This is a genomic window from Jeotgalibaca porci (assembly GCF_011299095.1).
Lineage (GTDB): Bacteria > Bacillota > Bacilli > Lactobacillales > Aerococcaceae > Jeotgalibaca > Jeotgalibaca porci.
On record NZ_CP049890.1, the window covers coordinates 18,167 to 37,232 of the forward strand.

General features: G+C 37.0%; 19 protein-coding genes and 1 pseudogene. 12 read left to right on the forward strand and 8 right to left on the reverse strand.

Annotated features, from left to right (window positions below; all coding sequences use genetic code 11):
• Positions 1-54 precede the first annotated feature (54 nt).
• The gene (locus tag G7058_RS11645) at positions 55-621 is read left to right on the forward strand and encodes a recombinase family protein (RefSeq protein ID WP_166063796.1); all 567 of its coding nucleotides are present in this window, start codon (positions 55-57) and stop codon (positions 619-621) included.
• A gap of 843 nt (positions 622-1,464) precedes the next feature.
• On the opposite strand, the gene G7058_RS11650 is transcribed toward G7058_RS11645, so the two are convergent.
• Complete coding sequence (locus tag G7058_RS11650; protein WP_076767537.1) at positions 1,465-1,866, reverse strand: hypothetical protein; 402 nt, start codon at positions 1,864-1,866, stop codon at positions 1,465-1,467.
• 292 nt (positions 1,867-2,158) lie between these two features.
• Between G7058_RS11650 and G7058_RS11655 the strand changes: the two genes are divergently transcribed.
• Genes G7058_RS11655 through G7058_RS11665 form a run of 3 tightly spaced genes read left to right on the forward strand, consistent with a single transcriptional unit; the run spans position 2,159 to position 7,893 of the window.
• Entirely contained in the window at positions 2,159-3,646 is a 1,488-nt protein-coding gene (locus G7058_RS11655) for a type I restriction-modification system subunit M (protein WP_166063797.1), read from the forward strand.
• A gap of 1 nt (position 3,647) precedes the next feature.
• Complete coding sequence (locus G7058_RS11660; protein WP_227004534.1) at positions 3,648-4,946, forward strand: restriction endonuclease subunit S; 1,299 nt, start codon at positions 3,648-3,650, stop codon at positions 4,944-4,946.
• A 19-nt stretch (positions 4,947-4,965) separates the two neighbouring features.
• On the forward strand, positions 4,966-7,893 hold the full coding sequence (locus tag G7058_RS11665) for a type I restriction endonuclease subunit R (protein ID WP_166063799.1): 2,928 nt from the start codon (positions 4,966-4,968) through the stop codon (positions 7,891-7,893).
• A gap of 38 nt (positions 7,894-7,931) precedes the next feature.
• On the opposite strand, the gene G7058_RS11670 is transcribed toward G7058_RS11665, so the two are convergent.
• The 3 genes and pseudogenes from G7058_RS11670 to G7058_RS11680 all read right to left on the reverse strand — a co-directional run bounded on the left by G7058_RS11670 (position 7,932) and on the right by G7058_RS11680 (position 10,132).
• Positions 7,932-8,654, reverse strand: coding sequence for a M48 family metallopeptidase (locus tag G7058_RS11670; RefSeq protein ID WP_166063800.1), 723 nt, complete (start codon positions 8,652-8,654; stop codon positions 7,932-7,934).
• 258 nt (positions 8,655-8,912) lie between these two features.
• On the reverse strand, positions 8,913-9,317 hold the full coding sequence (locus G7058_RS11675) for a DUF5388 domain-containing protein (protein WP_166063801.1): 405 nt from the start codon (positions 9,315-9,317) through the stop codon (positions 8,913-8,915).
• A gap of 9 nt (positions 9,318-9,326) precedes the next feature.
• Positions 9,327-10,132 (reverse strand): annotated as a pseudogene (locus G7058_RS11680) (ParA family protein).
• A 1,033-nt stretch (positions 10,133-11,165) separates the two neighbouring features.
• Between G7058_RS11680 and G7058_RS11685 the strand changes: the two are divergent.
• From G7058_RS11685 to G7058_RS11705, 5 genes are all read left to right on the forward strand, one after another.
• Positions 11,166-11,354, forward strand: coding sequence for a hypothetical protein (locus G7058_RS11685; protein ID WP_166063802.1), 189 nt, complete (start codon positions 11,166-11,168; stop codon positions 11,352-11,354).
• 22 nt (positions 11,355-11,376) lie between these two features.
• A complete protein-coding gene (locus G7058_RS11690; protein WP_166063803.1) occupies positions 11,377-12,738 on the forward strand; it encodes a DUF6782 family putative metallopeptidase in 1,362 nt (453 codons plus the stop codon).
• Between the two features lie 58 nt (positions 12,739-12,796).
• Positions 12,797-13,117, forward strand: a complete 321-nt coding sequence (locus G7058_RS11695; protein ID WP_166063804.1) for a hypothetical protein — start codon at positions 12,797-12,799, stop codon at positions 13,115-13,117.
• Positions 13,118-13,332: 215 nt separating this feature from the next.
• Positions 13,333-13,566, forward strand: a complete 234-nt coding sequence (locus G7058_RS11700; protein ID WP_166063805.1) for an AbrB/MazE/SpoVT family DNA-binding domain-containing protein — start codon at positions 13,333-13,335, stop codon at positions 13,564-13,566.
• A complete protein-coding gene (locus G7058_RS11705; RefSeq protein ID WP_166063806.1) occupies positions 13,563-13,952 on the forward strand; it encodes a type II toxin-antitoxin system death-on-curing family toxin in 390 nt (129 codons plus the stop codon). Before G7058_RS11700 ends, G7058_RS11705 begins: the two co-directional genes overlap by 4 nt.
• A gap of 479 nt (positions 13,953-14,431) precedes the next feature.
• Here the strand turns inward: G7058_RS11705 and G7058_RS11710 are convergent, their stop codons facing one another.
• Positions 14,432-14,806, reverse strand: coding sequence for a hypothetical protein (locus tag G7058_RS11710; RefSeq protein ID WP_166063807.1), 375 nt, complete (start codon positions 14,804-14,806; stop codon positions 14,432-14,434).
• 64 nt (positions 14,807-14,870) lie between these two features.
• Here G7058_RS11710 and G7058_RS11715 point away from each other — a divergent pair, with 64 nt between their 5' ends.
• Positions 14,871-15,398 carry a hypothetical protein gene (locus G7058_RS11715; protein ID WP_166063808.1) on the forward strand — a complete coding sequence of 176 codons (528 nt, stop codon included), beginning with the start codon at positions 14,871-14,873 and terminating at the stop codon, positions 15,396-15,398.
• Positions 15,399-15,663: 265 nt separating this feature from the next.
• Positions 15,664-15,747 carry a type I toxin-antitoxin system Fst family toxin gene (locus G7058_RS11720; protein ID WP_166063830.1) on the forward strand — a complete coding sequence of 28 codons (84 nt, stop codon included), beginning with the start codon at positions 15,664-15,666 and terminating at the stop codon, positions 15,745-15,747.
• 115 nt (positions 15,748-15,862) lie between these two features.
• Here G7058_RS11720 and G7058_RS11725 read toward each other — a convergent pair whose 3' ends face one another.
• From G7058_RS11725 to G7058_RS11735, 3 genes are all read right to left on the reverse strand, one after another.
• The gene (locus G7058_RS11725; protein ID WP_166063809.1) at positions 15,863-16,156 is read right to left on the reverse strand and encodes an HAD hydrolase-like protein; all 294 of its coding nucleotides are present in this window, start codon (positions 16,154-16,156) and stop codon (positions 15,863-15,865) included.
• A 150-nt stretch (positions 16,157-16,306) separates the two neighbouring features.
• Positions 16,307-16,537: a hypothetical protein gene (locus G7058_RS11730; protein ID WP_227004532.1), complete on the reverse strand. Its 231-nt coding sequence runs from the start codon at positions 16,535-16,537 to the stop codon at positions 16,307-16,309.
• Positions 16,524-16,766 carry a hypothetical protein gene (locus tag G7058_RS11735; protein WP_166063811.1) on the reverse strand — a complete coding sequence of 81 codons (243 nt, stop codon included), beginning with the start codon at positions 16,764-16,766 and terminating at the stop codon, positions 16,524-16,526. Before G7058_RS11735 ends, G7058_RS11730 begins: the two co-directional genes overlap by 14 nt.
• A gap of 275 nt (positions 16,767-17,041) precedes the next feature.
• On the opposite strand from G7058_RS11735, the gene mobQ reads away from it, so the two are divergent.
• Positions 17,042-19,057: a MobQ family relaxase gene (mobQ, locus tag G7058_RS11740; protein ID WP_166063812.1), complete on the forward strand. Its 2,016-nt coding sequence runs from the start codon at positions 17,042-17,044 to the stop codon at positions 19,055-19,057.
• Positions 19,058-19,066 lie beyond the last annotated feature (9 nt).

The following is a 19,066-nucleotide window of genomic DNA, read 5'->3' on the forward strand; positions in this document are numbered from 1 at the left end:
ATAGCTGTGTCATAACTAATGGTCATAAGTAAAGTGAAAAATGAGGTGAATAATATGAAATATGGCTATGCGCGGGTGAGTACCCGTCACCAAGATTTAGAAGGGCAACTACGTCAGCTGGAAGAGGAACGCTGCGATAAGGTATTCTTTGAAAAAATAACAGGAACCAAAAGTAATCGTCCGGAATTTCAAAAATTACTGGAAGAGATTCAGACAGGTGATACATTGGTAGTTACCAAGCTAGATCGGTTCGCCCGAAGCACACAAGATGCCTTAAATACGATTAAATATCTTTTTGAAAAAGGTGTCCGGATTAATGTCCTGAATTTAGGCGTTATTGAGAACACGTCAACCGGAAGACTAATTTTTACGATTTTTAGTGCCTTTGCGGATTTCGAACGCGATTTAATTGTGGAACGCACACAAGAAGGAAAAGAAATAGCGAAACAACGGCCTGGTTTTAGAGAAGGGCGGCCAAGAAAATTCTCCAAACAGCAATTGGCTCTAGCAATGCAGTTACTAGAAACAAACTCTTATACAGAAGTTGAAAAAATGACAGGGATTAGTAAAAGTACGCTGACGCGCCATAAACGGAAACTGCTGATCGGTAAAAAGATATAAATTTGATAAACTCTAGTCTCACTTGTTTAACTAGTGACGGTTATTATAAGAGTAAGGAGTTTGTTGCCAGAAAGTTTTTCTTTTAGGGTTTTTACTAATTTAGTAAAGGATAATTTAAGGCATTTTCATGGGTAGTTGTAGGTAATTGAATATGAAAACAGCTTAAAATGCTTTATTTCATTCGCTATATCATTCTTAAACTAGAGAATAAACGCTTTTTTATTTAAATTTTCCATTTTTGAGGATAATGGACCTCATAGTCTTTCAACTATTTATGAACCAGTAATGATTATTCATACTATATCCTCCTAAAAAATCTCTTATTACTCGATATTTTTTAGGAGCGTTTTTATTTATCAAGCATTTATACTCGAAAACATGGTGTTTTTAACCTGAAATCTTTCTCAGAAAGACAAGAAAAAAGCCTATCGATATTTCGATAGGCTCGTTTTCTTAACTTAATGACATTGGAATCAAGATACTCTTTTTTTGAGCGTCTCGTTTTCGGGTAAGGATTCCAATGTTCTTATTGTTAGCCTTTTTGATAACGAGAAAAATTTTCATGATTATAGATAGATATTGGAGAAGGTAATTATTACGTTATGAGCGTTGTGATTAGTTATAAAGGTAATTGTTAAAACTAATCCGAAAAAAGATTTATGCAAGAGCGAAGGTTACAAAAAAGTATATTAAAAAAAGAGCCAGTATGTTCTAAAAGAAGGTCAGCTTTTCATTTAGTAAAAACTAAAATCCCTTAACCTGCTAAGAAAGGTCTTATTAGTCAAAGAATGAAATAAATATATTTGAAGTAGACTAGCTTATTGCTTAGTAATGTATTGTTTTTCATTGTATCTTTTCGGTCTCTGAATAACCATTGAAATAAAAAAAATTTTGAGTATCATCTCGACCCATCACAATGATCTCAGCTAACTTGTCATTGAGCCATTTGATTTTGATATCTTCTGGATTCACATATGTGAGCTGATCAGTTATGATAACGGCACTATGCTCTGAAGAAGTTGCGGTTTCTTTAATAATGATTTCACTTGAATACCCTTCTGTTGATACTTCTATATGGTAAGTATTATCGGGAGAGTCACTGACTAATAAGATTTTCTTTTCAAAAAAATGGTTATAAGTAGTTTTTAAAACGGGAAGGCTCATAAGAAGGAACGTTGTAAGAACCATTAAAAAGAATATTCCACATCCTTGATTGGGCACATCTTCACTCTTGGGACGCTTCATGTTACCACTCTCCTTTTTTGTGTATATTCTAACATATGTCCTCTTGTTTTATATTATATACTTTTTAACTTTTTGCAAAATTATTGACGCTCCCGAAGTTATTTTATTCGGTCTTTTAAGTTATATCTAATCAACATTATAATGAAATCTATAAATGGTCTAAGTAGATATACAATTATTAAAGTAAAACTAACTATATCAATGATTATGTAATTAGGATGTTTATCACGCTCAATATAGTGTTAGAATAAGACTATAGTACAGTTATCGTACAAAAGGAGAAATTAAAAACATGTCAAAACTAACACAACAACAATTAGAATCACATTTATGGGAATCAGCCAATATATTACGTGGCTCTATCGATTCAAGTGACTATAAAAGCTACATTTTCGGATTATTATTTTTAAAACGTATTAACGATGTATTTGAAGAACAACAAGAAAATTTATTCGAAAAACACGGAGAAAAGATAGGGAATCTCTTAAAAAATGATCCAGATCAATATCAATTTTATGTTCCTGAAAAAGCACGCTGGAATGAAGTACGTAGCAAAGGACAAGATATTGGAACGGCTATTAATGTGGCATTTGAAGCGTTGGAAAACGATAATGCGACACTAGAAGGCGTATTGACGACAATCGACTTCAACCGTGAAGTCTTAACCGATGATATACTACAACAATTGTTACAGCACTTTTCTTTGCTAAATTTACAAAACCGAAACCTATCTGAACCTGATATTTTAGGGCGTGCATACGAGTACTTAATCAAAATGTTCGCCGATGATGCTGGGAAGAAAGGCGGGGAATTTTACACGCCAACAAAAGTGGTAGAGTTACTAGTACGATTGTTAAAACCAGAAGAAGGTATGCGTGTCTATGACCCAACTTGTGGTTCAGGAGGGATGTTAATTCAATCCGTTGATTATGTGAAGAAACAAGGTGGAAACCCGCAATCAATCTCTTTATTTGGACAAGAAAAAAACCTAAACACGTGGGCTATTTCAAAAATGAATATGCTTTTACATGACCTTCCAGACCATAGAATTGAAAAAGGAGATACTATCCGTAATCCTAAATTGACTGAAGAAGGAGATATCATGCTCTTTGATCGCGTAATTGCGAATCCACCATTTTCCTTGAAAAATTGGGGGCGTGAAGAAGCAGAAGCGGATGTATATGGTCGTTTCCAATATGGGATTCCACCAAAAAATGCAGGAGATTATGCTTTTGTGCAACACATGATAGCTTCTTTAAATAGTAAAGGAATGGCCGGCGTAGTTATGCCGCATGGTGTATTATTCCGTGGCGGAGCTGAAGGAAAAATCAGACAAGGGTTACTTGAAAACGATTTACTAGAAGCAGTCATTGGATTGCCATCGAATCTTTTCTATGGGACAGGAATCCCAGCAAGCATATTGATATTTAATCGAGATAAAAAAGAAACCAGCAAAGGGAATGTTTTATTTATTGCTGCTGAGGAAGAGTATCAAGAAGGCAAAAATCAAAATACACTACGTGAAGAAGATGTAGAAAAAATTTTATCAGCATTTGAAACATATGAAGACATGGAAAAATATGCTCGCGTGGTTACATTAGATGAAATTAAAGAGAACGATTATAACTTGAATATTAGCCGCTATATTGATAAATCAGTGGAAGAAGAACCTATTGATATTCATGCAGTACTTTCAGATATTCAAGAGTTGGAAAGTAAACGCAGTGATACAAAAGATAAACTGAATGGCTATTTACAAGAGTTAGGGTTTGGTGAGTGAGATGATGGAAGTTAAAAGTAATTTTAAGATGACTGAGCTTGGTAAAATACCTGTTGAATGGGAAATTTATCCGTTAAAAGAATTAGCTTCTGGTGACAAAGTAAATTCTTTTATAGACGGTGATTGGATTGAGTCGAAAGACATGTCTAAAGAGGGTGTTAGAATTATACAAACAGGAAATATAGGAATTGGGAGGTTTATTGAAAAAAAAGCAAAAAGGTATATTTCAGAAACAACATTTGAAAAACTTAATTGCAAAGAGATTTATGAAGGAGATATGTTGATATGTAGACTAGCAGATCCTATTGGTCGAGCCTGTTTGATACCTGCGAAAGAAGAGAGGTTAATAACTTCTGTAGATATTACTATATTTCGTCCATCTAAACAATATGATTCAAAGTATTTAGTATACTATATCAATTCAGATGAAAATCTTTCAGAAGTTAAAAAGTATACTTCGGGAACTACAAGACAAAGAATCAGTAGAGGTAACTTAGCTAAAGTGCTTATTAAAGTTCCTCCACTAAAAGAACAACAAAAAATCGCCGAAATCCTTTCCACAGTGGACGAACAAATTGAACAAACCGATCAATTGATTGAAAAAACAAAAGAACTGAAAAAAGGGCTTATGCAGCAATTGCTAACAAAAGGGATTGGACATACTGAATTTAAACAAACAGAGCTTGGCTATATACCTATTGATTGGAAAATTAAATCATTAAATGAAATAACTACTGATGTAACCATTGGTTTAGTAACATCCATGACGAAAAATTACGTTGATAATGGGATTCCTTTAATTAGAAATTCAGATATAAAAGAAGGATTTGTCCGTACAGAAAAAATGGTAAATTTATCTTATGATTTTGCTAGTTCTAATAAGCATAAGATGCTAAAGAGAGGGGATATTGTAACCATACATACTGGAGATATTGGAACATCTGCTGTTATCGAAGATAATTTAATCGGTGCTTTAGGATTTGCTACATTACAAACTACAGTCCCAGATAATACCTCTTCGGAATGGTTAATGCTATTTTTTAATTCCGAAATTGCTAAGAAACAGTTTTATAACTTTAGTACAGGTGATGGTAGAAATAATCTGAATCTAAAAGAATTTGTTAAAACGAGAATTATAGTACCAAATTTATTGGAAGAACAAAATAAAATTTCAAGTATCATATCTACCGTAGATGAAAAAATAAAGGGATATGAAAATGAAAAATCAAAATATGAAGAATTGAAAAAAGGATTAATACAACAACTCTTAACAGGAAAAACGCGTGTAAAAGTAGATTAGTTAAGGAGGTGAATGTTCATTGGAGAGATACGAAGAAACGCAAGTGGAGATTCCTTTTATCGAACAATTAAAGACCTACGGTTATACTTATTTAACCTCAGCTGAATTAGATCAAGAACGCTCCTCTCAAGCAGCCGTCTTGTTGGAAGAGCGTTTTCGAAACAGTTTAAAGCATCTTAATCCATGGATTAGTGATAATAACTTAGATAAAGTGGTCCGCCGTTTTGCGACGCCACAAGCGGAAGATTTATGGCATATGAATAAACAAATATTTGATTGGTTATTTGGTGAAGGGATTACGGTAGTCCAAGATTTAGGCTCAGGAAATAAAAACCATTCGGTGCAACTCTTTGACTATGACACCATTGGAAATAATGACTTTGTAGTAACCAACCAATTTACGTTAACCAATGCCCTAGGAACCATTATTCCGGATATCGTCATTTTTATAAATGGCTTACCTTTGGTGCTTGTGGAGTGTAAAAGTCCTAAGCTGTCTCCTGAAAAACAACTCCCAGAAGCATATCGTCAAATTGAGCGCTATGTTCGGGAGCATGAAAAATTGTTTTGGCATAACCAAATCATAATTTTGACTAGTCGTGATCGTGCAAAAGCAGCGACTCTTTTCACACCAGCTAAGCATTATAGTGTCTGGAAAGATCCATATCCTCTTTCATTGGAAGATGTGGGCTCTGACTCGCCTCAAGATATCTTAGTCGCAGGAATGTTGCGTAAAGAGGTTGTGTTGGATTTATTGCGGAATTTCATTGTCTATGATGGGAAAGTAAAGAAACTCGCTCGTTACCAACAGTACAGAGCCGTAAACAAAGCGATTGAACGTATTGAACAAAACGAAAAACCGTCTAAACGTGGAGGGGTCGTTTGGCATACGCAAGGCTCGGGTAAATCGTTAACCATGATCTTTTTATCAAAAAAATTACGACGGATACAGCAGTTGAAGAATCCGATGATTGCGATTGTGACGGACCGTACCGATTTAGATAATCAAATCACGGCAACTTTTCGCGATTGCGGCTTTTCTTCTCCGCAACAAGCGCAATCGGTGGAAGATTTAAAACTTCAACTGTCAAAAGGTCAAGGCACCACTGTCATGACCTTGATTGCAAAATTTCAAGAGAATGGAAATGGCGAATTTCCCCTTATTTCCGAAAGCGACAATATTATCGTCATGACGGATGAATCGCACCGTTCGCAATATAAGACGTTTGCGCTGAACATGCGCAAAGCTTTGCCGAATGCGACTTTTATCGGCTTTACGGGAACACCAATCGATAAAAAAGAACGATCTACCACGGGTACATTTGGGGCATATATCGATAAATACACGATTGAACAAGCCGTGGCTGATGGCGCTACGGTCCCAATCTTTTATGAATCTCGTTTACCGGACCTCCAAGTACGTGGGGATTCTTTAGATGAACTATTCAATCGTTCCTTTAGTGAGTATGACGAAGAAGAAAAAGAAAAAATCAAACAAAAGTATGTCACCAACGATTTGGTCTTAACGTCTCCTGAACGAATGCGGGACGTTGCTCTAGATATGGTGAAGCACTTTGAAGAGAAAGTGCTGGTAAACGGCTATAAAGCACAAGTAGTAGCTGTTTCGCGTAAAGCCGCTGCCAAATACAAGGAATTAATTGATTCCTTCTCAAATGGGAAGTTTGAAACAGCGGTGATCATATCCAATGGCCATAACGATAAGGAAGAGCTAGCTAGTCATCATAAATCGAAGTCCGAAGAGAGAGCACTGATTGAACGCTTTAAGAAACCATTTGAAGCAGACAAATTAGCCATGCTGATTGTTTGCGATAAATTATTGACTGGCTTCGATGCGCCCGTAGAGCAAGTCATGTACCTAGATAAACCCTTAAAAGAACATAATCTATTACAAGCCGTAGCACGGACGAACCGTCGCTACGACGACAATAAATCTTATGGATTAATTGTTGATTACTTTGGAGTTTCTCGCTTCTTAGACGAAGCTTTAGCCGTATTCAGCTCTAACGACATTGAAGGGGCACTACACTCAATAGATGAGGAAATTCCAAGATTAGAGCAACGTCAGCGACAAGTTATGCGCTATTTCGATGGCTTAAAACCAGAACAAAGAGAAGAAGCAGTCTTGCGTCTAAGCGATGAAAATGTTCGGACAGATTTTGATTTAGCCTATAAACGGTTTGCGGAAAGTATGGACCGCGTTCTACCGAACCCGAAAGCCGGAAGATTCTTACCAACGTTAAAATGGACAGGAACCATTCGTCAATTAGCACGTTCAAAGTTTGCCATAGATGACGCGATGGATATCTCAGAATGTGGTGAAAAGGTACGTCAAATTGTACAAGACTATATTCACTCCAATGGTATTATTGCCCATGACCCTATTTCTATCTTAGATGCTTCGTTTAAAGCTGATGTAGAAGCGAATACGAAACCAGAAACCAAAGCGGCTCAAATGGAACATGCGATAAAAAAAGAAATCTCCGTAAAAATGCAAGAAGATGAGGTTTTCTACACGTCTCTTAAAGAAAAAGTGGAAGCATTGGTAGAAGAATACAAAAATCGTCAGTTAACCATTGAAGAATTACTAGAAGAGTTAGAAAAGACACGAGAAGAGTTAGTGAAGAAAGCGGCAGGAAAAACAGTTTCCGGTCTGACTTCTTTACAAGAACCTTACTACAATAAGCTAATGGAAGTAATAGAAGACGGTGAACAGAAGAAATTAAAAAAATTAGCTATTAGCCTACAGGATTTCATTGAGAATAGGGTCATTACTATAAGTGATTGGACTAAGAAAGTCGATTTCAAGCGCCAATTAACAGCGGATATGAAGCTTAAATTACTACTGGAAGAGATTGACGTGGAGGACGCAGCTATGCTGACAGGATACTTTATGAGCTTAGCTGAAACGCAATACGGAAATCGCTAAATAAAAACAAGCAGCCATTTTAATTTGGTTGCTTGTTTTTATATATAAAGTTTTCTTCCGTTAATCCGAAGCCATTCTTTTTTGTCTTCGTAGTTTGGTAGAATCATTTTGATGGTATTCCAAAACTCCGCTGAATGGTCCATATTTTTTAAATGGGCCAATTCATGCACTAAGATATAGTCTACGACAGAGGTTGGAGCTAAAAAAATACGCCAATTGAGCAAAATTTTTCCATCGGGAGTACAGCTTCCCCAGCGTTGTTTTTGTTCTTTAATCTGGATACGGGTTGGTTTTTCTCTTAACTTTGCGGTAAAGCGATTCAATCTCTTCTGCGTAAAGGTAGTTGCTTTAGCAGTGACCCACTCTTTGTACAAAGGATAGAGGACTTGTCTGTATTCTGTTTCCTTCAAGGAATCTGGGACAGTAGCGATAAATCTTCCTTGTTGAAATTCGAAGTGACTGGTTTGTAAGTTAACTTCTTTGATTACTTTTAAACGATATAGCCTTCCCAGATAAGGCAGTTTTTCTCCAGATAAAAAGTCTCTTTCCTGCATAAACGGATTGATCTCTTGATAGTCTTGTAGCTGCTTTCGAATCCAAGGAGCTTTTTTCATTAAAAGCTGATTGATTTTTTCTTCCGTGGTCCCTTCAGGAGCTGTTACGGATACTTTGTCGGACCGGACAGATATACCTAAGCTTTTACGCTTGTTGCTCCAGCATAATTCATAAGGTATTTTTTCATTACCGAACTGTATATACATATCTATCCTCCAAATAAAATGTGAAGAAAAACCTTCAAAACCGAATTGTTCGTCTTTATTTTTCTTTATCTATATTTTTATACACCTGCATACGCTTTTGTTCTTTATCCAAGATTTCCTTTGCGAACTGAACAAACCCATTTATATATTAATTCCTTAAAGACTCATTGTATGCCATTTCTAGAAAAAATAGTGGGTATAGGTTTATCGGTATCCCCCAAAGTGTTAAAATGTTAAATAACATTTTAACACTTTCTGCTATTTCCTCTTATTATTCTTTTTCTGATGCTTCATATAATCCTTTTGTTCATAGATATCTACTAAATCTTCAAAACGTTTGAGTTCACTTTTTTCTAACCCTTCGATAAATAGATTAACAAGTGTCTCAACCATTTCTTTTTGCGTATCCGAATGCCCCATAGTAATCAAAGCAGCGATGCGGTTACGAATATGATTATCGACACGGATATTTACAGGTTCCGTGATAGTCGTGGATAATGTTGCCAAATTATTTGTTGGATTCTCTTTTACCACTTCAGAAGGAGTGGTTTTTTCGATATCACTTCTATTAACTTGGGAATTCACTTCTATCCTTGGTCCGCGGGTAAGGAGTTTCTTTCCGGTTGTTTTACTTTTATTTTTATCATGATCCAATAAAGCCATATGATTCCCCTACCCTTCTAGACGTGTCATAATTTCTTTCGCAACATGGGTGAATGTCTCGTGGACGCGACGGTCATGAATATCTCTATCATTATCCGTAATACCTTCCATATCCATCCGTTTTACCCGTTCCATAATAGATATCTTGTTGTCGAAGATATTTTCTACTCCAAATTCCTCGTAAGCAGATTTCAAAATTTCATCATCTACGCGGGCACCTTTTTTACTTAAGACAGGTAAAATGCCTAAGATATCAACTTTCGAATGAAATTCATCAATAAGGGTTTGTTGTAAGTACTCAATAAACACTTCTGCCCCTGCTAATGAACGTTCTTGTGTCTGCAGGACAACAACAATCTGATCACAGGCATAGAACGCCGTATCATTTAACAAACTTAATGTTGGTGGCACGTCAATAAAAATAAAATCATAAATAGTCTTCAATGGCTCTATTAATTTACTGAAAAAAGCAACCTTTTCTATTTCTGTCTCAAAATTCCGTTCGAGATAACGCGTATACATGGAAAAATCTACTGCATTTGGAATCAGGTGCAAGGTATCACTAATTGGAATCACAATGCTATCTAATGGAATGTTCTCATTGATGGCAGACATTAAAGACGTATCAATCGTAATAATATCGCTGTCAGACGCTTTTGTTTTAAGTAACAGTGAGGTCAGGTTGGCTTGCGCATCAAAGTCAATGATGAGCACCTTTTTCCCTAATTTAGACAAGCTGTATCCAACTAAAGCAGAAGTTGAGGTTTTCCCTACTCCCCCTTAAAGTTTGCAAAACTCATTACGGTAGCTACCATTCATGTACTCCCCCTTTGTGTTATTTAACATTATTATACCCCACATACTTTTTAATGCAATAAATATCTCCCCCACAATACACTCCCCCATAATGTTAAAATGTTAAATAACATAAATGTTAAAATGTTAAATAACATTATCCCATTTTAACACTGTAACACTAATGTTAAATAACATTAGTGTTAAATAACATTTTGATAAAGATTGATATGAAAGCATTCTGAAGATGTCCCCCAAAGTGTTAAATAACATAAATGTTAAAATGTTAAATAACATAAATGTTAAAATGTTAAATAACATTATCCCATTTTAACACTGTAACACAGTATTTTTTTTTGCTGTAAAATCGTTTACAAATCGCGGTTTAATAGGGTATCGTCTAGGTAGTGAAAGACAATTGAATACAAAAAAAGCCCCGTAGACGGCAATCTACGAGACACACAAAACTTCTCTGGTTTTATGTGTCTATTATACCAACCTCTTTTCCGGTTGGCAATAATGGGACTTTTTTAACACTGTAGGGGACAAGCTGCAGCCATGAAAAACTGGGACCAAGGGGACCGGTTTCTCTTTAGCCGCCTCAATAACTAAAGATAGGGGATCACAGGCATTACTGTATGCATGCCTGCCCTGAATGGCGACTACGGCCGATTGAACGGTGGGGGTGGTAATCCTGGGCCGAAAGCCCGGTAACCTAAAACAACGCTCTTAGGGAGGATTTTAAGAGGGTTTTAGGTGTGTTGCACGAACAACACCGACGCATACAGATGTGAAGCAGCGACTGACCGATCCGACGCTAGAAATTCAAATAAAGCACACACATGTTGTACCCTAGTTTGCAGAATTATTTTTTTAATTTTGCATGGCTAGGGTACAACTATGCCCACTTGCTCCTTTCCCTCTCCTCTGCTAGGTTAAGTGAGACCTTAAGTCAATAGCTTTTCTTGCTTTATACCGTTATTTTAAGTTAAATATAGATATAATAATCAAGAAAATAACACAGGAATAAACATGTGAGAGGGGGGTATCGGGATGCCGAAGGCCTTAGCGATGCTTGTAAATATTGAAGAAGAAAATGCAGTGATGTTTTATCTCTTGGAAGAAAAAAAAGACATACAGGTGACTGTAACAGATGATTTAATAGCGGAATTTGAAGCGGCTCTTGGAGAAGAAGAAAGCTATTTTGTCATGCTTGATACGGCATTGAAGCAGGTTGTCTGAGTAATCCGAAAGGGGAAACGTCATGGCGTACAACTATAAAAAGAAAACAGCAGAAGAACGGAAATTAGAAATTGATAGCCTAACCGATGAGATGCATGTCAACTTACGCAACTATGCGACAGATCCGAAAGAGTTAGAAGCTTTTCTCGTTTTTATGAGTCAGTTTTATAATTATTCGTTGAAGAATCAGTTATTGATTCATTCTCAATTTAAAGGTGCGTTTGGTGTTGCGTCTTTTAAGACGTTTAAAGATTGGGGATTCTCTGTCTTAAAAGGGGAAAAAGGCATCAAGATTTTTGTGCCGGTTGAAATTAAGCAATTCAAGACGAAACAGGGAACCTGGAAAAACCTGAGTGCTGCCACAAAAGAAGAAAAAGAGGATCTCGCAGCCCATAAAACAACAGTTGAGACACGAAAACGGGTCAGCTTTAAGTTGGGGACTGTTTTTGATGTGACGCAAACAAATGCGCAGCCAGAAGATTATCCCGATTTGTTTCCAAATCGAAAAAAAGACTTTCAGTATGCGGGGAAACAGATGGTGATTTTGAAGAAAACGTTATTGCGTTATGCCAAGGAAGAACAGATAGGGGTTCAAACAGCGAAAATCAGTAACAGTCCTGCTAAAGGATACTACCGGCCTGATACGCATGCGATTGTATTAAGTGATCGTAATAATGAAAGCGAATCCATTCATACGCTTATACATGAGCTGGCGCATGCAGCCATGCACCATCCGAAAAAAATGGCGCAAAAAGAAACAGCGCTGCAGGAGACACCAGTCTTAGAATACCAAGCTGAAATGACGGCCTATGTGGTGGCACATGCGTTTGGCTTAGATACAAAAGCCCATTCCTTGCAGTATACAGCACAATGGACGAAGAATTTAGAGCATGTGACCGAGCTGGAAAAAGCACTGGAAGAAGTGAAAAGTGTCTCTAGCGAGCTGATTTCACGTTTAGAGAAGCTTTTAGAAAATGAACGACTGAATATGCATGCAGGCTTAAAAGACGCACCAGAAGCCAAAAATAACGGAATAGGGCATGCTTTATTTTCTATTCACACGATTGAACCGATTGCAAAAATTGGCACCCATATGGTTTATGATTTGGAATTGCACTCTGAAACGACTGAACCACAGTTTTATCGGATTTTGACAACCAAAACCCCTGTTGAAATTGGGCAAACATGGAAAGGAGAAAAAAGTGGCGCGGACTGGTTAAAGGAAAATACGCTCACAGCGTTTGTTGAGAAACATCCAGAAATCACCTCGCCGCAAGAAAAAATAGCGAACATAGAGAAAGACTTTCCTGCAGGTCCAGAATTATTGGATACCTATGTTGCAAAAGAACGATCCGAAGGTATAAATAGTGGCTTGTCCCTGTGATTAGAAAGAAATACAAAATGGAAATATTATCCATAATCTAGTTGGAAGAGGAAAAGAGATGCAGATAAATAATTGGCAAACACCACTGAGTCAAAGGCAATTGGAGGTATTCAAGGAACTGTTCGATAAAGCAATCTGTGTTCCCATTACACCGAAAGATCTAGGGATTCTATTGGTACGATTTGGTGATAATGAAGGATGGCCATTACTGGCACAATTGGAGATAGTGGAATTATCAATCGCGGACGCAAAAAAGAAAGGTCTTGCCGAAGGCGCTCTGATTTATATCACACAACAAGAGCACTTAACACGTGTGATATGCCGAAGTCGTATTCGCGATACTTGGGATACGTGGCGGAAAGAATTGAAAGAGAAGTAATCATTTATATCAAAACATTCGAATTTCTATACTAAAATAGCGACACTTGAAAAAACGATAGCGGGAGAAGCACAGCCATTTAATCATTTTATGAAAGAGACGCGTGAGAGAACCAGTCAAACAGGATTAAGGTATTAAAAAATGATTCAAATACATACATATATATTTGAATCATTTAGTACATACGTATATACTATGTGTACGAGGTGATAAATATGAAAATGATTCAAAGAAGTACGCGGAAATCGGGACACAGCGTGATTACGACACTCCCACCCGATGTCTTACAGCAACTCAACTTAAACGTGGGTGATCCCATTGAATATGTTATCAAAGGTGGTCACGTCGAAATCCGTAAAGCAGTCGAAAAAGAAGACGATTTTTTAGCAACGGTTAACGCTGTGATGGACGATTATAGTACGGCCTTAGAAGGGCTTGTCAACCGATGATTCGTTATTTAACCGAACGGGAATTAGTTATGATTAATACGCTGCAGATTCAACGTTACAGCCCGGATGAGCAGATTGGTGTAAAGGAACCAACAGCCTTGAACATGTGTGTGGCTTTACCAAAACAGGCTGTATTTGGTAAAGAGCTCTATCCGACTCTGTTTGATAAAGCAGCCATATTGTACCAAAAACTAGTTCAGAAACACTGTTTTCACAATGCCAATAAGCGGACCGCACTGGTGGCGGTTCATACATTTTTACGTTTAAATGGTGTGACATTAACCGTTAGCAATAAAGAAATAGAAGACTATACGGTAGCGATTGCCACGGATAAAGACCTCACCTGGGAAGCTATTTCTTCATGGCTCGAAGTGCATTCAAAATAAACGAACTTTCTAATCGGCGTCGTTAAAACCAGAAAATGATACTGGTGAACTAATCACTAATAGCATTTATTATAAGCCTTAATTAAAAACGAGAGGGGCTAGTTATTTCCTAGCCCCTTCTAAAAGCATTATAAAATATCAAAACCGTTAGCATGAAAGATTGGGCTGTTGTTAAATATTTTCAGGTTCTGCAAAATATTTATAATCGAGATAGATAAGAATGTCTATACAGCGAATTTCAATGTTTATGGTACGCTAATTTATGGCCTATTTGCCATGAACACCACGCACGATGGTAACGTGTGGAAGTATTGCAAACGTCATTTATTTCATTACAAATACCTCTTATTACTGCACAGTAACAATCACTGTTATAAAAATTAACTAATGATTTAGCTAAACTTGTTCCACTTTTACTGTAATGTTTATTATCTGAATTAGGACCATTGAATCTATTACAGTGAACTAAATCTCCATCTCTATAAACTTTTGAGCCGTGAGGTGGTGCACTGAAAATCGGCATATATAACCCACTTCTGGCGTGTTTTATTATCTGCTTGGTCCATGTCTTCAAATAAATCACCAAGATTAATAGTAGTGCCAACTACACTATCTGCTATTTCAAAACTAAGCTCTTCTTCTGTCTGTACTAAAGTAGGGACTTCTCCTGTAAAATCCCACCCTTGACTTTTTAAAATAGCCATGTCTTCTTCGGACACTATACTTAAATCCAGGTGTGGAGCAATCATAACAAATGACGTTTCTCCAGATTCATCAGCATAAACACTCTCTCCGTTAAGTAAGAAAAATGAAACGAATAAAAGTGAAAAAAGTCCTAACAATATTTTTTTCATTCTTAAACCTCCCCTAATAATTTTAAGATATGATACATATATCACAAATTGGAAGGAAAGCGTTATGAAACTTGAAATATATTACAATAATTTAGAAATTCGCCTTTTTGTTTTATTTACTTTAAATATTATTTTAAGTAGCTTCTACCTGAAATATCTCAATCATTCAAATCGTGGCTCATTGCTTAAACAAAAAAAAGACATTTATTTATTGCTAATAACATATTGGATTTTATTTAATGGAATTTTTTTTCCTTTAATTACTTTAAATATTATTTTAAGTAGCTTTTATTTGAAGTATCTCAATCATTCAAATCGTAGTTCATTACTTAAACAAGAAAAAGACATTTATTTATTGCAGTTAACATATTGGATTTTATTTACTGGAGGCTTCTTTGTAAAAAGTTTACCATCCAGTTCTGGGAATGTTATTGGTTACTTTGCTTCTGAATTTCTAATATTATCAATTATTTTTATTAGTTATACTTTTTTACTATGGAAATTATTCAACAAAAAAAGATTTGATTTTGGTATATTCTTTTTCACCATCCCCCTAATTATGCTGTTTTGTTTTGTTCTAGGTATTGTTTAGGGTTATTCACTTAAATTAGCTAAAAAATATTTCAAATACTCTAGCTCTTTTTTAGAAAAAAGGGCGTACTTATACACTATACAGCCTAACAACCCTAAGGCAGATAAAAAAGGTTCGACATGCAAACAGGAATATTATAAAAACAGTCTGCGTGACTTGGGTAGTAGCGGGGAAAATTAAAAAGTGGGCACTAAAAACTGCATGGAAAATGCTAAAAGAACTCTTTTTTTGAGGTATAATAGCGCTTGGCAACTTGGTGCTGTTCATGAAAGACTTGATTTCGTTAGTTATCGCACCACTTCTTGTGGGACTAATATTAGTATTGGTTGATCATTGGTTAGATGATTAGCGGTAACAAGCAAGTTGCCACCTAACCCACACGTCTGTCGTCGCAGCAGACGCAAAAAAAGCCACGCCTACTACGAATAGGCGTGGCTTTGTGTCGTCCATGAGACTTCATTTCGTTATCGCAACGCTAGTATAACATGAGTGAAAAAAAACAACAATATCCAGTTTTTAATCACATAAATGCCATCTGTATGCATGAGTCCTTCTTCTATACTAAGCGGTAAGCGATATTCTTTAATAATATTTTCCATATTCAATGTACCGGCGCGTCCTGCATAATTTTGGGCATAGTTTTCTAATGTAAAATCGTGTTGATGTTGTGCAAGTAATTCTTTGTAAATCTCAAATGATACAATTTCAGAGTTGATTAACAAACCATCTAAATCAAAAATAACAGATTTTATGCGCATGTGTAAGTTCTCTTTTCGATAACTAGAGTAATAAAATCATAGCATTGTATCTGTTAACAGCTAAATAAAAATTCTATTTTTTTACCTGCAATTTAAATTCTTTATCGTTTTCTGAATCATAATCAAGGAGAGTATGCGAAGTATCTCTCACTATTGTTCCTTGAATTTAGGAGTCTTTTTACCTTTGACATACTCAGCGAACATCTTTAATAACTCTTCTGTTTCTTCGACTGATAAGTGTTCCGATTCAAAGTATTTCTCAAGAAGAGCGCCTTTTTGAATCAAACGTCGCGTTCTTTTTTTTCGCTCAATTTGATGATCGCGCGAAAGAGAACGTTCCAACCGGTTTTTCTCTTGTTCTAATTTTTTAATGCGTGTCATACTGGTTCTGCTCATTAGGATTATCGGAGATGCTAACGTGAGATTGTTCTAGATTATTTTTAAATTGGTTGGCTAATCGCTTCATTTCTTTCTTGGTTAATTGATCATAATCCAAATTCAGTGTGGTAATGATTTCTTTCCCAAAATCTTGCTCAATCTTTTGTTTTTCGAATGCAATTTCCTCTTTTATTTTCTTCAGTTGCTCTAATTTTTTATTAATCGTTGCCATTGTATTTCTCCTCTCTGACCCTAAATCAATGCCTCAAATAAACGCGTTAGTTATTAAAACGCTTCCAAATAAAGTATGCCATAAGTGAATGAGTTTGGAAAACAAAAAGGACGTGATATAATAATCCCTGTAAAGGGCGCACTTATACTCCATCTTTTACTTCGTAAAAATGGCGTTGCTATTTGTGCTGATTAATTGGCGTGGGGTTTAAAATTCGCCTCCGGCTCATGTTGAAAAAGATAAAAGAATGTAAAAATAAGAAAGGATGAACCCAAATGGCACTCTATCATTTTTCCGGACAAATAATTTCGCGTAGCAAAGGCCAGTCGGCTGTCGCTAGTGCTGCCTACCGCAGCGGGGAAAAGCTGTACGATGAACGCTACGGGCAAACGAAATTTTATAAGCGTGACGCCCAACCCATTGCGTTTATATTAAAGCCGGATCATGCACCGGATTGGTGCTTAACTCGTGAACGCCTTTGGAATGCAGTTGAAAAAAATGAGAAGGCAAAAAACTCGCAACTCGCTCGGGAATTTAATGTCGCATTGCCGGTTGAGTTACCACTTGATGAACAGATTGCATTGACCAAAGACTATTGCCAAACGGCGTTCGTAGAACGTGGCATGGTGGCCGACGTAGCGATTCATTTAGATGATAAACAGAATCCGCATTTCCATGTGATGTTGACGACACGTCCCTTTGATGAACAAGGCAAGTGGGGAATCAAATCACGGAAAATTTATTTATACGATGAAGAAGGCAATCCTTTGTATACGAAGAGTGGTTACCGTGCCAATCGAAAAGAGAATGTAACCGATTGGGATAGCAAAGAAACCATGCACGCTTGGCGAAAAGGCTGGGCTGATTTAACGAATGTGTATTTAGAAAAGAACGGTTTCTCAGAACGGATTAGTGAAAAATCCTATGCCGAATTAGGCGTGACGAAGCAACCCACAATCCATGAAGGTTATGTGGCCAGACAGATGGAAAAAAGGGGGCGCATGAGTGATCGCGTTCAAATAAACGTCCTCATAAAAAAAGAAAATGCAGCAAAAGAACTCTTACAAGATGTCAAAGAGGAAATCCAATTGTCAGAAGAAAGCGATGGGATTCACCGTCTTTTATCACCAGATGAGAAGAAACAGATTGCGGCGTTATCGAAAGACCTGAAGCTCTTTATTAATTACGATAACGTGATTGAGAAGAAACGCATATTGGTGAATTGGTTGACCAATGAGCAAACACAGGCACTCTTTTCAGAGGAACCGTCACGTATTGAAACCATCTTGGCCCAGGATCAAAAAGTAGAAGAAGCGTTTGCGTTGCTTACGAAAGAAAGCAACCGGATTGTGTCGCGCTACTATCCGTCGTTACAGACCAATCACCTTAGTCAACATGCCCTCAATCGTTTGGCTGAAGTGACAATCCAACGTAATCAGCCACTCACTCAGGAGGAAGCCAATCGGCTTTTAACAGAAGAAACACAATACGAATTAACGCATTACCTAAAAATAATTGCGAAACGTCCTTTAGAAACGTATGATGAATACAATGCGAAATATGAGCGCTTACAAAATCAAGTGGACACCTTTAAGAAGACCCATCAGCTGTCACATTTTTCACCTGACACCTTACAGGCGCTCACACCAGCGCAACAGGGTGCATTAAAAGCCATCGTAAAGGATTTAGAACGGACCAAACTTGCGTTGACGGTTATCAACGGCTATTACGAAGCGAAAATAAACCGTCAGTTCCCGACGTTAGACGTGGCCGCCTTAACGATTCAAGAGCGTGTCTTATATGGGGATACCATTGACTACTACGGCAACCGACTCACGCTAAACGCTTTAGAAAATATAACCACACAACCGCTCTTCAAATACGATGATGCCGCCTATGAACTGGTGGCGCGTTATGTACAAGAACCAAAGAAACGGGCAGAAATCCAAGCTATATTGGCCGAAATGTATCCGACACTCGCAGAAGAATTAGCGAATCCGCGTATGCGTACGCTGGTATTCAATGAACTAATGGAAAAAGGAATTGTCGCGGATGAGACGCTTACGGCTTATGTCCAATCGGTTCAACAAGCACCTGCTGCAGAAGTATTTAGACCACGGAAAGTATCCTTGCTCTTCCAGACCCTTTTCCGACCAGAGAAACTGGAACAAATACTGAATCATCTTGCATATGAAGAAGCGCAACAAATCCATGAAACGGAACGTGAACACAAAAAAGCCCTCCGGAAAAAGAAACACAATCGGATGAAAGGGCTACGTGGCAACCGCTAGAGAGGAGCC

Excerpts from the sequence above, each read along its gene's own strand:
- G7058_RS11710 (WP_166063807.1), bottom strand. The coding sequence starts at position 14,806 with ATGAAAAAAATATTGTTAGGACTTTTTTCACTTTTATTCGTTTCATTT.
- G7058_RS11700 (WP_166063805.1), top strand. The coding sequence starts at position 13,333 with ATGAAAATGATTCAAAGAAGTACGCGGAAATCGGGACACAGCGTGATT.
- G7058_RS11645 (WP_166063796.1), top strand. The coding sequence starts at position 55 with ATGAAATATGGCTATGCGCGGGTGAGTACCCGTCACCAAGATTTAGAA.
- G7058_RS11735 (WP_166063811.1), bottom strand. The coding sequence starts at position 16,766 with ATGGCAACGATTAATAAAAAATTAGAGCAACTGAAGAAAATAAAAGAG.
- G7058_RS11675 (WP_166063801.1), bottom strand. The coding sequence starts at position 9,317 with ATGGCTTTATTGGATCATGATAAAAATAAAAGTAAAACAACCGGAAAG.
- G7058_RS11725 (WP_166063809.1), bottom strand. The coding sequence starts at position 16,156 with ATGCGCATAAAATCTGTTATTTTTGATTTAGATGGTTTGTTAATCAAC.
- G7058_RS11670 (WP_166063800.1), bottom strand. The coding sequence starts at position 8,654 with ATGTATATACAGTTCGGTAATGAAAAAATACCTTATGAATTATGCTGG.
- G7058_RS11685 (WP_166063802.1), top strand. The coding sequence starts at position 11,166 with ATGCCGAAGGCCTTAGCGATGCTTGTAAATATTGAAGAAGAAAATGCA.
- G7058_RS11660 (WP_227004534.1), top strand. The coding sequence starts at position 3,648 with ATGATGGAAGTTAAAAGTAATTTTAAGATGACTGAGCTTGGTAAAATA.
- G7058_RS11695 (WP_166063804.1), top strand. The coding sequence starts at position 12,797 with ATGCAGATAAATAATTGGCAAACACCACTGAGTCAAAGGCAATTGGAG.
- G7058_RS11650 (WP_076767537.1), bottom strand. The coding sequence starts at position 1,866 with ATGAAGCGTCCCAAGAGTGAAGATGTGCCCAATCAAGGATGTGGAATA.
- mobQ (WP_166063812.1), top strand. The coding sequence starts at position 17,042 with ATGGCACTCTATCATTTTTCCGGACAAATAATTTCGCGTAGCAAAGGC.
- G7058_RS11655 (WP_166063797.1), top strand. The coding sequence starts at position 2,159 with ATGTCAAAACTAACACAACAACAATTAGAATCACATTTATGGGAATCA.
- G7058_RS11690 (WP_166063803.1), top strand. The coding sequence starts at position 11,377 with ATGGCGTACAACTATAAAAAGAAAACAGCAGAAGAACGGAAATTAGAA.
- G7058_RS11720 (WP_166063830.1), top strand. The coding sequence starts at position 15,664 with ATGAAAGACTTGATTTCGTTAGTTATCGCACCACTTCTTGTGGGACTA.
- G7058_RS11715 (WP_166063808.1), top strand. The coding sequence starts at position 14,871 with ATGAAACTTGAAATATATTACAATAATTTAGAAATTCGCCTTTTTGTT.
- G7058_RS11730 (WP_227004532.1), bottom strand. The coding sequence starts at position 16,537 with ATGACACGCATTAAAAAATTAGAACAAGAGAAAAACCGGTTGGAACGT.
- G7058_RS11705 (WP_166063806.1), top strand. The coding sequence starts at position 13,563 with ATGATTCGTTATTTAACCGAACGGGAATTAGTTATGATTAATACGCTG.